Source organism: Microlunatus parietis, from assembly GCF_013407955.1.
In the GTDB taxonomy this organism is placed as follows: Bacteria; Actinomycetota; Actinomycetes; order Propionibacteriales; family Propionibacteriaceae; genus Microlunatus; species Microlunatus parietis.
Genome location: NZ_JACCBU010000001.1, coordinates 6634038 through 6647017, shown reverse-complemented (window position 1 = coordinate 6647017; position 12980 = coordinate 6634038). Strand labels below are relative to the sequence as shown.

Sequence of the window (12980 nt, the reverse complement as noted above, 5' to 3'; positions counted from 1 at the left end):
CCCTCAGGTTGATTCGATCAACGTTGACTGTGCCATCAATCAAACTGACAGTGAAGCGTAGTCAAGACGAAGGGGAACCGACATGCCGCGCATGATCATCGACCGGATGGACGACACGCCGATCGACGTCCCGCCCGGGCTGACCAACGTCGTCGTCACCGAGACCTCGCTCGGCGAGGTGCGCGGGCGGGAGGGCTTCTACCACTACCGGCAGTACTCGGCGGTTGACCTGGCCCGGGAGGCGAGCCTCGAGGAGGTGTGGCACCTGTTGCTGCTCGGCCGGCTGCCGAACGCGGCCGACCTGGCCGGGTTCGCCGAACGCACCGCCGCCGTCCGGGCGATCCCGGCCCCCGTCGTCGCGCTGCTGCCGCCGTCCGTCGCCACCGGAGCCGAGCCGATGGCGGTCTTGCGCACCCTGCTCAGCGGGTACGGCGCCGCGGCCGGACTCGCCCCGCTCTACGACCAGACCGCCGAGGAACGGCTCGACGCGGCACTCCGAGTCGGCGCCGTCACGCCCGGCCTGATCGCCGCCGCGCATCGGGTCCGGCAAGGCCTGCGGCCGGTCCCGCCGCGGCCCGAGCTCGGCTTCGCCGCCGACTACCTGCACCGGCTGACCGGCGCCGAGCCGACGCCGGAGCAGGTGGCCGGGCTGAGCGCGTACCTGATCGCGGCGATCGACCACGGCTTCAACGCCTCCACCTTCACGGCCCGGGTGATCGCCTCCACCGGCGCCGACCTGGCCGCCTGCGTCACCGGTGCGGTCGGCGCGCTGTCCGGGCCGCTGCACGGCGGCGCGCCGGGCCGGGTGCTGGCCGCGTTGGACGAGATCGGCACGGCGGACCGGATCGAGCCCTGGGTCCGGGACAAGATCAACTCCGGCGGTCGGATCATGGGGTTCGGGCACCCCGTCTACCGCACCGAGGATCCCCGGTCGGCGATGCTGAAGGAGCTCGTGCGCGGGTACGGGACGCCGCGGGCCGACTTCGCGCTCGAGGTCGAGCGGACCGTGATCGACCTGCTCGCCGAGTTGAAGCCGGGCCGGGCGCTGAATACGAACATCGAGTTCTACGCGGCGGTGGTGATGGAGCACTGTGGCATCCCGGCCGAGCTGTTCACGCCGACCTTCGCCGTCGCCCGGGTGATCGGCTGGACCGCCCACATCCTCGAACAGGCAGAGGATTCCAAGATCATCCGGCCGTCGTCCCGCTATGTCGGCGCGACCCCGCCGGCGCCGGTGCCGCCGCTGTCGGAGCGCTAGCACTCGTGGCAGGATCGACGGATCAGCTTAGTGAGGAGCCGCCGATGTCTGCCGAACCGCCCGTCCTGGTCGCCACCACCGACCAGGTCACCGCGATCACCCTGAACCGGCCGGACCGGCTGAACGCTCTCACCGCGGAGGCGACCGGCGTGCTGGCCGCCGCGCTGGAGGATGCCGCGGCGGACGAGACGGTGCGGGTGATCACGATCACCGGTGCCGGCCGCGGCTTCTGCGCCGGCGCGGATCTCGCCGCCGGGATCGAGGGCGACGGCGGCGCGCTGATCGACGTGCTGAACCGGATCGCGACCGCCATCTGCACCGCGCCGAAGCCGGTCGTCGCGCTGCTGAACGGGCCCGCGGTCGGCGCCGGGGCCTCGCTGGTGCTGGCCTGCGACCTGGTCGTGGCGCACCAGGACGCGTACCTGAAGCCCGGATTCGAGTCGATCGGGCTGATGCCGGACGGCGGCGGCACCGCCTTCTGGACCGCCGCCCTCGGCCGGGCCGCGGCGCTGCGGGTGTTGCTGCTCGGCGATCCGGTGCCGGTCGCGGAGGCGCAGCGGCTGGGGCTGGTGGACCAGGTGCACGGGCCGGAGGAGTTCGCCGCGGCCTGTCGGCGGACCGTCGAGCGGCTGGCCGGCGGGCCGACCAGGGCCTACGCGGCGACGAAGGCGGCGGTCAACGCGGCCGCCCTGCCGGACCTGCCCGGCACGCTGGCGTACGAGCGGGAGCACCAGGTCGAACTGCTCAGCGGCGCGGACCACGCCGAGGGGCTGGCCGCGTTCGCGGAGAAGCGGCCGCCGCGCTTCACCGGTCGCTGACCGGCCGGGCGTGCGCGGTGCCCGGCAGCCGGAGGAAGGATGCCGCGGCCAGCGAGACGATGGCGACCAGGCCGGCTGCGGCGATCGCCAGGTGCAGCCAGTTTCCTTGGCCGAGCAGCAGGGCGCCGAGGGCCAGGGTCAGCGCCAGCACCACGCAGAGGCCGAGGAGCAGCAGCGGGCGCGGGATCCGGCGGCCGGCCGGGGTGATCGCGAGGACGGCGATCGCGACCGGGACCAGGCCGAACGCCGCGTTGCCGAGTTGGGCGAGGGCGGGGTTCGGGATGTCGGCGTACGCCTCGGGCGGGATCGGCGAGCCGACCATGCCGATCCTGCCCTGGCCGGCCAGGTAGACCTTCTCGATCACGTACAGCAGCCAGTGGCCGGCCGTGGCCAGCCCGGCGACCCGGACCAGCCGGCGAACTCTCGTTGCCGTGGCGTCGGTGCTGACCTGAGACGTCGTCATGGCCTCAAGCCTCCCGTCTGCGACCGGTACGGGGATCCGGTGGCGGGGTGAACGAACTCCCCGGCGCGGGTGAACCCGCCGGACCAGGACGACTCAGTGCGGCGCCATCCGGATCGCGCCGTCAAGGCGGATCACCTCGCCGTTGATCATGGGGTTGGCCACGATGTGGGCGGCCAGCGCGCCGTACTCGGACGGGTCGCCGAGCCGGGACGGGTGCGGCACCTGAGCCGCGAGCGAGGCCCGTACCTCGTCGGTCATGCTGGCCATCATCGGGGTATCGAAGATCCCCGGCGCGATCGTCACCACCCGGATCAACAGTGGCGCGAGGTCGCGGGCGATCGGCAGCGTCATGGCGGCCACGCCGCCCTTCGACGCGGAGTACGCTGCCTGGCCGACCTGGCCGTCGAAGGCCGCGACCGAGGCCGTGTTGATGATCACGCCCCGTTCCTCGCCGAGCGGCTCGACGGCCGAGATCCGCTCGGCGGCCAGCCGGGTGACGTTGAACGTGCCGACCAGGTTGACCATGATCGCCCGCTGGAACTCCTCCAGCGGGAACGGGCCGCGCTTGCCCACAGTCCTTGCTGCGTTGACGATCCCGGCGCAGTTGACCAGCACTCGAAGATCACCGAGGGTGCCGGCCAGGTCAAGCGCGGCGGAGACCGAGTCGGGATCGGTCACGTCGCCGGCCGCGAACCGTACCTGCTCGCCGAGCTCTCCGGCGACCTGCTCACCGCGCGACGACGGCAGGTCGAAGATCACGATCTTGGCACCCGCAGCCTGCAGCGCGCGCGCCGTCGCGAGCCCGAGGCCGGACGCGCCGCCCGTCACCAAGACCACCTGACCGGCAAGGTTCATGATCGTTTTCCTCTCTCAGAGCCGCTCGATGATCATGGCGTTCGCCATGCCGCCACCCTCGCACATCGTCTGCAGACCGTACCGGCCGCCGGTCGCCTCGAGGTGGTTGACCAGCGTCGCCAGCAGCTTGGTGCCCGACGCGCCGAGCGGGTGCCCGAGCGCGATCGCGCCGCCGCACGGGTTGAGCCGCTCCGGGTCGGCGTGCAGTTCGGCGGCCCAGGCCAACGGGACCGGGGCGAACGCCTCGTTCACCTCGTACGCGTCGATCCGGTCCAGCGACAGCCCGGTCCTCTCCAGGATCCGGTGGGTCGCCGGGATCGGCCCGGTCAGCATCATGATCGGATCGTCGCCGACCACGGCGAACCCGACGAACCGGGCCCGCGCCCGCAGGCCGAGCTCCGTCGCGCGACGCTCGGACATGATCAACGCCGCCGAAGCGCCGTCGGTCAGTGGCGACGAGTTGCCGGGCGTGATCAGCCAAGGCAGGCCGCCGAACCGGGCGTCCGTGGCTTCGTCGTAGAAGGACGGTTTCAGGCCGGCCAGTCCCTCGACCGTGGTGGCCGGGCGAATGGTCTCGTCGGCGGTGTGCGCCCGTTCCGTACCGTCCTCCGCGGTGATCGGCACCGGCACCAGTTCGTTGTCGAACCGGCCGGTCGCCGCGGCGGCCGCGGCCCGGCGGTGCGACTCGGCGGCATAGCCGTCCACCGCGTCGCGGTCGAAGCCCCAGCGGGCCGCGATCAGCTCGGCCGAGATGCCCTGCGGCACCAGACCGGGCGCGAACCGCTCCGCCATCTTGGGTCCGAACGGATCCCGGCCGCCGACCGGCGAGCCCATCGGGACCCGGCTCATCGACTCCACCCCGCAGGCGATCACGATGTCGTACCCGCCGGCGATCACGCCCTGGGCCGCGAAGTGCGCCGCCTGCTGGCTGGACCCGCACTGCCGGTCGATCGTGACGCCGGGCACGGTGATCGGGAAGCCCGCCGCGAGCGCCGCGTTGCGGGCCAGATTGAACGTCTGCTCGCCCGCCTGGGAGACACAGCCGGCGATCACGTCGTCGACCTGGGTCGGGTCCAGGCCGTTGCGTTCCACCAGCTTGGCCAGGACGCCGGCCAGCAGGTCCACCGGATGGACGCCGGACAGCGCACCGCCGGGCTTGCCTCGCCCGGAGCCGGTCCGGATCACGTCGACGATCACCGCGTCATGCATAGCAATCCCTCCCACCGTTTGTCCCGGTCACAGTAACCCGTCGCGCCGCTGCGGGGAGAGGTCAGCCGCGTCGCCGCCGTACCGTCTTGATCACTCCGTCGGCGATGTCCCAGACGGCGACGATGACGAAGCCGGCGGCGACCACACCCGTGGCGACCTGCCGGACACCGGCCGGGTCCCCCACCGCGACGATGTCGAAGAACGCGCTGTTGAACAGGACGCCGGTGGAGGTCAGGAACAGCCCGACCGCCCCGGCCGCGATCGCGATGGCCGCGTTGGCCACGGCCAGCGCCGGAGTCCACCAGCGGTTGCGGTAGAGCACGATCGCGAAGATCGTCTCGGCGGCCAGGATCGCCAGCAGTACGCCGATCCAGGCCGACCAGAGCTGCGGATTCAGCACCGGCACGCCCTGCCCGCCGATCTGGACGAACCCCTCGAAACGATCCCAGAGCACAGCGCCGATCATGACCGCGAGGAAGATCAGCGTGGCCACCAGATCCGTCCGCGCGACGGCACCCTCCGGACGGACGTCCGGCAACTGCTCAACGGTCCACGGCGCCGACGGCGATCGGACCCCGGCCCGCTCCAAGATCACGAAGAACAGCGTCGTCCAGAATGCGACGTGCACGCCGACCGTCAGCATCGAGGTCACCGTCGCCCCGATGATCTCACCGCCCGACGCGCCGGTGGCGGCCCGGACGATGACGCCGACCACGGCGACCGGCAGCACCGCCCACAGCAACAGCTTGAGCATCCGCAACCAGTCCCGGTACAACTCGGGTCCGATCAGGTAGTTCCGGCGCTCGGCGTAGCCGGCGGCCAGCCGGTCCGGGTCGCCGAGGCCGGTCAGGACGGCATGCTCGGCCGTTGCGTGGTCCTCCCCGTTCTCGGTCCGCGCCTCGATCGCGTCGGCGATCGACGCCTGCAACTCCGCCCGCAGATCGGCGCGGTTGTGCTCCGGCACGGTGCGGGTCGCCGCGGCGACGTACCGCTCGGTGTAACTGGCCATGTCAGTGCTCCTGGGTCAAGGATTCGATGGCGGTGGTGAGTGACCGCCAGTCGGCGATGAGTGCCTCGGCCAGGCTGCTGCCCGCCGGGCTGGTGCGGTAGAACTTGCGCGGGCGCGCCTCATCGGTGTTCCACTCGCTCGCGAGATAGCCCTGCTTCTCCAGCCGCCGGAGCAGTGGATAGAGGGTGTTGGCGTCGACCGCGAAGCCGTGCCGGCCGAGCTCCTCAAGCAGGCCGTAGCCGTACCCGGGGCGGTGCAGCAGCTGCAGGCACGCCAGCACCACCGTGCCGCGGCGCAACTCCTGCAGGTGCATCGTCAACGCCTCGTCTTCGCTCATGCCTACACGATACTGTGCGACACACACTAAGACAAGATACACATTAACGTCCGACGCGCATTCCTGTGTTTGCCTCGGACCGCGGGGTGGTCCCTTGACCTCAACCGGAGTTCAGGTTGCAGAGTGGAGTTCGTACCTCGACGGATCACGAAAGGAACCCCTGCAGTGCCTGCCTACGAGCTTCCTGATCTTCCCTACGACTACGCCGCGCTGGAACCCCACATCTCCGGCACGATCATGGAACTCCACCACGACAAACACCACGCCACCTACGTCAAGGGCGTCAACACCGCCCTCGACCAACTCGACGAAGCCCGCAGCACCAACTCCTTCGCCAACATCAACCGCCTCGAAAAGGACCTCGCCTTCCACCTCGGCGGCCACATCAACCACTCCGTCTTCTGGCCCAACCTCTCCCCCGACGGCGGCGACAAGCCCGACGGCGACCTCGGCGCCGCCATCGACGCCACCTTCGGCAGCTTCGACGCCTTCCGCGCCCAGTTCGAGGCCAACGCCAACGCCATCCAGGGCTCCGGCTGGTCCATCCTCGCCTACGACGCCCTCGGCCAGCGGCTGAACATCGTCCAGCTGTTCGACCAGCAGGGCAACCTCCCCCTCGCCCAGATCCCGATCGTGCTGCTCGACATGTGGGAACACGCCTTCTACCTGCAGTACCAAAACGTCAAGGCCGACTACGTCAAGGCCTGGTGGAACGTCGTCAACTGGGCCGACGCCCAGCAGCGCTACGCCGCCGCCAAGACCCAGACCGCCGGCCTGATCATCCCGGCCTGACCCAGACCATCGCGGGCTGAGCCTGTCGAGGCCCACCTTGATCAAGTCCCCTTCGACAGGCTCAGGGCGCGGGCAGCGGGGAATGCGGGCGGGTGGTTCTTGGTTCGTTCGGGAGCGGCGGCGCTACGCTTCGGTTGGCCGCCGGTCCAGCGCGACGAAGGAGATTCGATGCCCCTCCCCCTGAAGCTCGGCTACAAGGCCTCCGCCGAACAGTTCTCGCCTCGAGAGCTGGTCGAGTTCTCGGTGTCGGCCGAGCGTCACGGTATGGAAAGCGTCAGCGTCAGTGATCATTTCCAGCCCTGGCGGCACACCGGCGGCCACGCACCGTTCTCGCTGGCCTGGATGGCCGCGGTCGGTGAACGGACCTCCACGGTGCAGATCGGCACCTCGGTGATGACGCCGACGTTCCGCTACAACCCCGCGGTGATCGCGCAGGCGTTCGCGACGCTCGGCTGTCTCTACCCGGGCCGGATCATGCTCGGCGTCGGCACCGGCGAGGCGCTCAACGAGATCGCGACCGGCTTCCGCGGCGCGGGGCCGCAGGACTGGCCCGCCTTCAAGGAGCGGTTCGCCCGGCTGCGCGAGGCGATCCGGCTGATGCGGGCCTTGTGGACCGAGGAGCGGGTGACGTTCGAGGGCGACTACTACTCCGCCCACGACGCGAGCATCTACGACCGGCCCGAGGGCGGAGTTCCCGTCTACATCGCCGCCGGCGGACCTGTCGTCGCCAAATACGCCGGCCGCGCCGGGGACGGCTTCATCTGCACCTCCGGCAAGGGCGCTGAGCTGTACGTCGATCAGCTGCTGCCGGCCGTCGCCGAGGGCGCCCAGGCGGCCGGCCGCGAGGCCGACTCGCTGGACCGGATGATCGAGATCAAGCTGTCGTACGACACCGATCCCGAGGCCGCCCTGGAGAACACCCGGTTCTGGTCGCCGCTGTCGCTCAGCAAGGAACAGAAGCACGACATCACCGACCCGGTCGAGATGGAACGCGCCGCCGATGCACTGCCGATCGAGACGATCGCCAAGCGCTGGATCGTCGGCTCCGACCCCGACGAGACGGTGGAGCAGATCGCCCAGTACGTCAGCTGGGGCTTCAATCACCTCGTGTTCCATGCTCCCGGAGCGGACCAGGAACGCTTCCTCGACCTGTTCGAGCGCGACCTCGCACCCCGGCTCCGGGCGCTGCCGCAGAACTGACCCGGCCCTGCTGGCCGGTAGCTCGACGCCCTGCTGCCCGTACGCGATGCTGGCGGAGAACCTCCAGGGAGGTGTCCGGGCAGCCGGGTTCTGATCGTCCTCGCCTTCGGAAAGCCTGAAGAGGCAACACCAGCACCCAGGCACTCGAGGGAGATCGACCATGACGTATGCACCGGCATCCGTGGCGCAGCGAACCCGAACCGGCGCGATCCGCAGGAAGGGCCGACTCCGGCGGCTCTGCGCGATCGCGGCCGTGACGACAGCGGTCCTGCTGACCGCCACCATCGCGCCGGCGGGCGCTGCCGGCCCCGCGACCCCGGACACAGCGATGACGCTGGCACCGACGTGGACCAGCCATTTCGGTGACGGCAAGTACCGCTCCTCGCCGGTGGTCTCGGGCGATCACGTCTACATCGGCGATGAGGACGGCCGGCTGACGAAGCTGCCGCTGGCGACCGGGACGGAGGGTGACCCGGGTTCGTTCGTGCCCACCTGGTCCAGCAACGATTGCGGCCACCAGATCCAGTCCTCGCCGGTGGTCGCCGGCTCACGCGTCTTCGTCGGCACGCTTGCCGGCTACGTCTGCGCCTTCGACGACGCGACCGGCGGACTGCTCTGGCGCCAGGCCGTGCCGCACGGCGGTTGGGTGAACGGGCTGGCGATCGTCGGCGACACGCTCTACGCGACAGCCAGGGGCGGCGCCGTCGTGGCGTTCGACGCCTTCTCCGACCGGGGCAATCGGCGTTGGGCGGCGCGGGCCGCTGAGGGAGATGCCGAGCATCCGATGCTCGCCGGCCCGCTGGTGCTCGACGGCACGATCTACGTCGGCACCTTCGACGGCAGGATCGTCGCGGTCGCCCCGCCGGTCCCGGGTGGCACGGAACCCACCGTCACCGAGGTCCGCAGGTTCCTCGGCGGCCGCATCGACGACACCCTGGCCTCCGACGGTGCCGACCTGTACTTCGCGGTCAACTACCGGGTCGGCCAGAACATCGGCATGGTGCGGCTGGTCTCGCTGACCACGGAGGGGCAGGTCCGGTGGAACCGCAGGGCTGAGAGCGACCCGCTCTACAACGACCGCGTCCCGACCCCGACGACGGCCGGCGATCGGGTCTACTTCCCGACGCACTCCAGCATCCTGGTCCTCGACTCCGCGACCGGCCGCCAGACCGCCGTCGCCGACACCGGAGCCCAGAAGCCGACCACCCCGACCGTCGTCAACGGCGTGCTCTACACCGGCGGACTGCAGATCGGCGGCCAGGCGTTCGGAGCGCTCCAGGCCTTCGACGCGGCGACCGGAGCGCTGCTGTTCTACCGGCGCACGCCGACGGTCGCGAACACGACGCCCGCGGTCGCCCCGGACGGCACCGTGTTGCTCGGCGGCGGGAACGCCGGCGGCGGCCAAGGCGGTGGCGTGGTCTGGGCCTATGCCCCGTCCGACGCACCGCAACACCGGTGATCCAGGGGCCTTGTCCTTCGGCGGCTCCTCAGGCGACCCCTTCCCGGGGAGTGGCGGTCTCCCCCGTCCGGGCGGCCAACCGCCAGCCATCGGCCGAGCCATCCACCAGTGCCTCCCCCTCCAGCGCCGTCAGCTCGGCCAGGGCCCGTCGCAGCGGCACCCCGGCGATCAGCGCGATCTCACCGCTGGGCCGCCGGCGGCGGGCCGGGACCGCCTCGAAGACGGCCAGCCGGATCGGATCGAAACCGTCGGTGACCCGGCGCTCACCCCGCTGCACCGGCGCCATCTGCTGGCCGACCGGCGAGATCAGCTCGAGCACGTCCGCCGCCGAGGTGACCAGCGTCGCCTGGCCTTCCCGGACCAGCAGGTGCGGGCCGGCCGACAGCGTCGAGTGGACCGGGCCGGGCAGCGCCATCAGCACCCGGCCGGTCCCGACCGCCCAGTTGGCCGTGTTCCGAGCGCCGGACCGCAGTGCCGCCTCGACCACGATGACGCCGTCCGCCAACGCGGCGATCAGCCGGTTCCGCGCCAGGAACCGCATCCGAGTCGGGGCGGCCCCGGGCGGCAGCTCGGAGACGATCACGTGGTCCGCGGCGATCCGGTCCAGCAACGCCTCGTTCCCCTTCGGGTACGGGACGTCCGCTCCACCGGCCAGCACGGCCACGGTCCGCCCGCCGGCCGCGAGGGCGCCGCGGTGCGCTGCGGCATCGATCCCGTACGCACCGCCGGACAGGACGGTCACCTGCCGCTCCGCCAGGTCGGCGGCGAGCTCGGTCGCCACCGCCGTGCCGTACGCCGTGGCCGCCCGGGAGCCGACGATCGCGACCGCCCGGCGACAACTGTCGGCCAGCCTGGCCGTGCCGCGCAGCCACAGCCCGAGCGGCAGGCCGCCCCGCCGCTGCACCGGCTCGGCGCGCCGGAGATCCTCGAGCGGAGCCGGCCATTCGGCGTCGCCCGGCATCACGAACCGCATCCCGAGCTGGGCGGCGTCCGCGAGCACCGCGCGCAGGTCGAGCCTCGCAGCCCGGCCGGCCAGCGGCGCTCCCAGCGTGCCGTCGCGGGCCCGGCGCCAGACCTCGCTCGCGCCGAGATCGTCGACCAGCCGGCTGAGCTCCGCCTCCCCGCTCTCCACGACCGCCGACAACGCCATCCGGGCCCGACGATCGTCGAGTCGCTCCGGCGTCGTCATGACGCCACCCGCTGGGCCGAGCCGGGCGGTTCGCCGCGCCGCATCGCCAGCGCCACAGCGACATCGTCGGCGCTCGGCCGGTCGCGTCCCTCCAGATCGGCCACGGTCCACGCCAGGCGCAACACCTTGTCCACCCCGCGCGGACTGAGCGAGCCACGGCTCACCGCGTCCTCGACGCGCTCCAGTCCCTCGGCCGGTGGCAGCCTGGTCCGCAGAAACGGCCCCGGCACGTCGCCGTTCGTCTGCCACGGCGAGTCGGCCAGCCGGCTCGCCTGCCGCGCCCTGGCCTCGGCCACCCGGCCGGCCACGACCGCCGTCGACTCGGTCTGGGCGAGCGCCCGCAGATACGCCTTCCGCATCGGCCGCATCACCTGCTGGATGTCGAGGCGATCCCGGATCGGGCCGGACACCCGGTCCGCATACCGGCGGATCGCCATCGGCGGGCAGGTGCAGTCCGCACCGCGGGTCGCCGCATTGCCGCACGGGCAGGGATTCGCGGCCAGCACCAGCTGGAACCGGGCCGGATAGCGGGCTTGCACCTCGCTCCGGCCGATCATGATCACGCCCGACTCCAGCGGCCCGCGCAGGGCGTCCAGCACCCGCGGCGGGAACTCGGGCGCCTCGTCGAGGAAGAGGATGCCGCGATGGGCACAGGAGATGGCACCGGGGCGGGCCATCCGGGAGCCGCCGCCGACCAGGCTCGGGATCGACGCCGAATGGTGCGGATCGGAGTACGGCGGCCGGCGGACCAGCCCCTCGCTCAGGTCGAACCCGGCCAGCGAGTGGATCGCCGACACCTCCAGCGACTCCTCGACGGTCAGCTCCGGCAACAGCCCGGGCAGCCGCTCGGCCAGCATCGTCTTGCCGACACCGGGCGGACCGTGCAGGAACAAGTGATGCCGCCCGGCGGCCGCGACCTCGAGCGCCCAGCGCGCCTCCAGCTGCCCGGCGACGTCGGCCAGGTCGAGCCGGCGATCCACCGGCGGACCATGATCATCGACGAGGTCGACCGGGTCCGCGGTCGGGACCTGGTCGCCGCGGGCCAGTGCGATCAGCTGGCTCAGCGACGCGATCCCGATCACCTCGAGGTCGGCCACCAGCCCGGCCTCGGCCGCCTGCCGGACGGGCACGATCACCCGGCCGAACCCGGCCTGGGCCGCCGCCAGCGTGGCCGGCAGGATCCCGCGCACCGGCCGGATCCGCGCGTCCAGGCCCAGCTCGCCGAGGAACACGGTCCCGGCCAGCTCGGACTGCGGGATCGTCCCCGCTGCCGCGAGCACCGCGGCCACGATCGCGAGGTCGTAGTGGCTGCCGCCCTTGGGCAGCGTCGCCGGCGACAGGTTGATCGTCAGCAGCGACTGCGGCCACTGCTGCCCGCAGTTGGAGACGGCGGCCTTGCAGCGGTCCTTGGCCTCGTGCAGGGCGGCATCGGGCAGTCCGACCAGCACGGTCCGCGGCAGCCCGCCGCCGATGTCGGCCTCCACCTCGACGATCCGGCCGTCCAGTCCGGCCAGCGCCACCGAGCGGGCGCACGCCAGCCCCATCAGCCGATCCCCCGCACGTGGTTCACCAGCGGCACCACACCCGGGCGGAGCAGTACCCCGATAGCGTCCAACCGGATCCCTGTCGGCGGCAGCTCGTTGGCGGCCAGCCACTCGGCCGACAGCTGCCGCAGCCGGCGCAGCTTCTCGTACGTGATCGCCTCGAGCGGGTCGCCATAGCCGAGCCCGGTCCGGCACTTCACCTCGCAGAAGACGATCGTCCGGCCGGCGCCCTCGCCCTCGCTCGCCACGATGTCGATCTCGCCGGTGCTGCAACGCCAATTGCGCTGCAGCATCCGCATCCCTTCCGCTTGCAGCGCAGCCGCCGCCAGGTCCTCGCCCCGGTGACCGACCCGCGCCTTCCATCTGTCAGCCATGTCGCACCTCCACTGGGGAGTCTGCGCACGTCCGTCCGAATCCGCCGGGCGCCAGAAAATCTGTGGACGACGGTATTCAGGAGTCGAGGGCTGTGGAAAGGTCCCCGCGGGCCGGGTGGACTGTCGGTGGTCTGAGGTAGGTCAGTCGCCGCTGACGCTCTTCGGCACCTCGAGATCGGAGTGGGCGATCTCCTCGATCGACACGTCGCGGAAGGTGAGCACCTTGGCGCTCTTCACGAAGCGGGCGGGCCGGTACATGTCCCACACCCAGGCGTCGCCCATGGACACCTCGTAATAGACGTCGCCGCCCTCGGTCCGGACCTTCAGATCGACGGCGTTGCAGAGATAGAACCGGCGTTCGGTCTCGACCGCGTAGTTGAAGATGCCGACGACATCCTTGTACTCGCGGTACAGCTGGAGCTCCAGTTCGCTCTCGTACTGCTCCAGGTCCTCGCTACTCACCGCGCGCGCTC

14 protein-coding genes are annotated in these 12980 nt (G+C 71.5%); 5 read left to right on the top strand and 9 right to left on the bottom strand.

The window, feature by feature from the left end:
• Positions 1–82 precede the first annotated feature (82 nt).
• Together BKA15_RS31955 and BKA15_RS31950 are read left to right on the top strand one after the other, a co-directional pair.
• On the top strand, positions 83–1258 hold the full coding sequence (locus tag BKA15_RS31955) for a citrate synthase (protein WP_246322468.1): 1176 nt from the start codon (positions 83–85) through the stop codon (positions 1256–1258).
• A gap of 44 nt (positions 1259–1302) precedes the next feature.
• Complete coding sequence (locus tag BKA15_RS31950; RefSeq protein WP_179757686.1) at positions 1303–2076, top strand: enoyl-CoA hydratase-related protein; 774 nt, start codon at positions 1303–1305, stop codon at positions 2074–2076.
• Here BKA15_RS31950 and BKA15_RS31945 read toward each other — a convergent pair.
• The 5 genes from BKA15_RS31945 to BKA15_RS31925 form a co-directional block, all read right to left on the bottom strand.
• Entirely contained in the window at positions 2063–2539 is a 477-nt protein-coding gene (locus tag BKA15_RS31945; protein ID WP_179757685.1) for a hypothetical protein, read from the bottom strand. The genes BKA15_RS31950 and BKA15_RS31945 overlap by 14 nt on opposite strands.
• 93 nt (positions 2540–2632) lie before the next feature.
• Entirely contained in the window at positions 2633–3394 is a 762-nt protein-coding gene (locus BKA15_RS31940; protein WP_179757684.1) for a 3-hydroxyacyl-CoA dehydrogenase, read from the bottom strand.
• Positions 3395–3409: 15 nt separating this feature from the next.
• Entirely contained in the window at positions 3410–4603 is a 1194-nt protein-coding gene (locus BKA15_RS31935; RefSeq protein WP_179757683.1) for a thiolase family protein, read from the bottom strand.
• A gap of 61 nt (positions 4604–4664) precedes the next feature.
• Positions 4665–5612, bottom strand: coding sequence for a permease prefix domain 1-containing protein (locus tag BKA15_RS31930; RefSeq protein ID WP_179757682.1), 948 nt, complete (start codon positions 5610–5612; stop codon positions 4665–4667).
• A 1-nt stretch (position 5613) separates the two neighbouring features.
• Positions 5614–5949, bottom strand: a complete 336-nt coding sequence (locus BKA15_RS31925; protein ID WP_179757681.1) for a PadR family transcriptional regulator — start codon at positions 5947–5949, stop codon at positions 5614–5616.
• A gap of 165 nt (positions 5950–6114) precedes the next feature.
• Between BKA15_RS31925 and BKA15_RS31920 the strand changes: the two genes are divergently transcribed.
• The 3 genes from BKA15_RS31920 (at position 6115) to BKA15_RS31910 (ending at position 9400) form a co-directional block, all read left to right on the top strand.
• Positions 6115–6741: a superoxide dismutase gene (locus BKA15_RS31920; protein ID WP_179751010.1), complete on the top strand. Its 627-nt coding sequence runs from the start codon at positions 6115–6117 to the stop codon at positions 6739–6741.
• 168 nt (positions 6742–6909) lie between these two features.
• Positions 6910–7941, top strand: a complete 1032-nt coding sequence (gene fgd, locus BKA15_RS31915; protein WP_179757680.1) for a glucose-6-phosphate dehydrogenase (coenzyme-F420) — start codon at positions 6910–6912, stop codon at positions 7939–7941.
• 160 nt (positions 7942–8101) lie between these two features.
• Positions 8102–9400: an outer membrane protein assembly factor BamB family protein gene (locus BKA15_RS31910; RefSeq protein WP_179757679.1), complete on the top strand. Its 1299-nt coding sequence runs from the start codon at positions 8102–8104 to the stop codon at positions 9398–9400.
• A 28-nt stretch (positions 9401–9428) separates the two neighbouring features.
• Here BKA15_RS31910 and dprA read toward each other — a convergent pair whose 3' ends face one another.
• The 4 genes from dprA to BKA15_RS31890 form a co-directional block, all read right to left on the bottom strand.
• A complete protein-coding gene (gene dprA / locus BKA15_RS31905) occupies positions 9429–10589 on the bottom strand; it encodes a DNA-processing protein DprA (protein WP_179757678.1) in 1161 nt (386 codons plus the stop codon).
• A complete protein-coding gene (locus tag BKA15_RS31900; protein ID WP_179757677.1) occupies positions 10586–12133 on the bottom strand; it encodes a YifB family Mg chelatase-like AAA ATPase in 1548 nt (515 codons plus the stop codon). Before BKA15_RS31900 ends, dprA begins: the two co-directional genes overlap by 4 nt.
• Positions 12133–12507, bottom strand: coding sequence for a YraN family protein (locus tag BKA15_RS31895; RefSeq protein ID WP_179757676.1), 375 nt, complete (start codon positions 12505–12507; stop codon positions 12133–12135). Before BKA15_RS31895 ends, BKA15_RS31900 begins: the two co-directional genes overlap by 1 nt.
• Before the next feature lie 141 nt (positions 12508–12648).
• A complete protein-coding gene (locus BKA15_RS31890; protein WP_179757675.1) occupies positions 12649–12969 on the bottom strand; it encodes a DUF2469 domain-containing protein in 321 nt (106 codons plus the stop codon).
• Positions 12970–12980 lie beyond the last annotated feature (11 nt).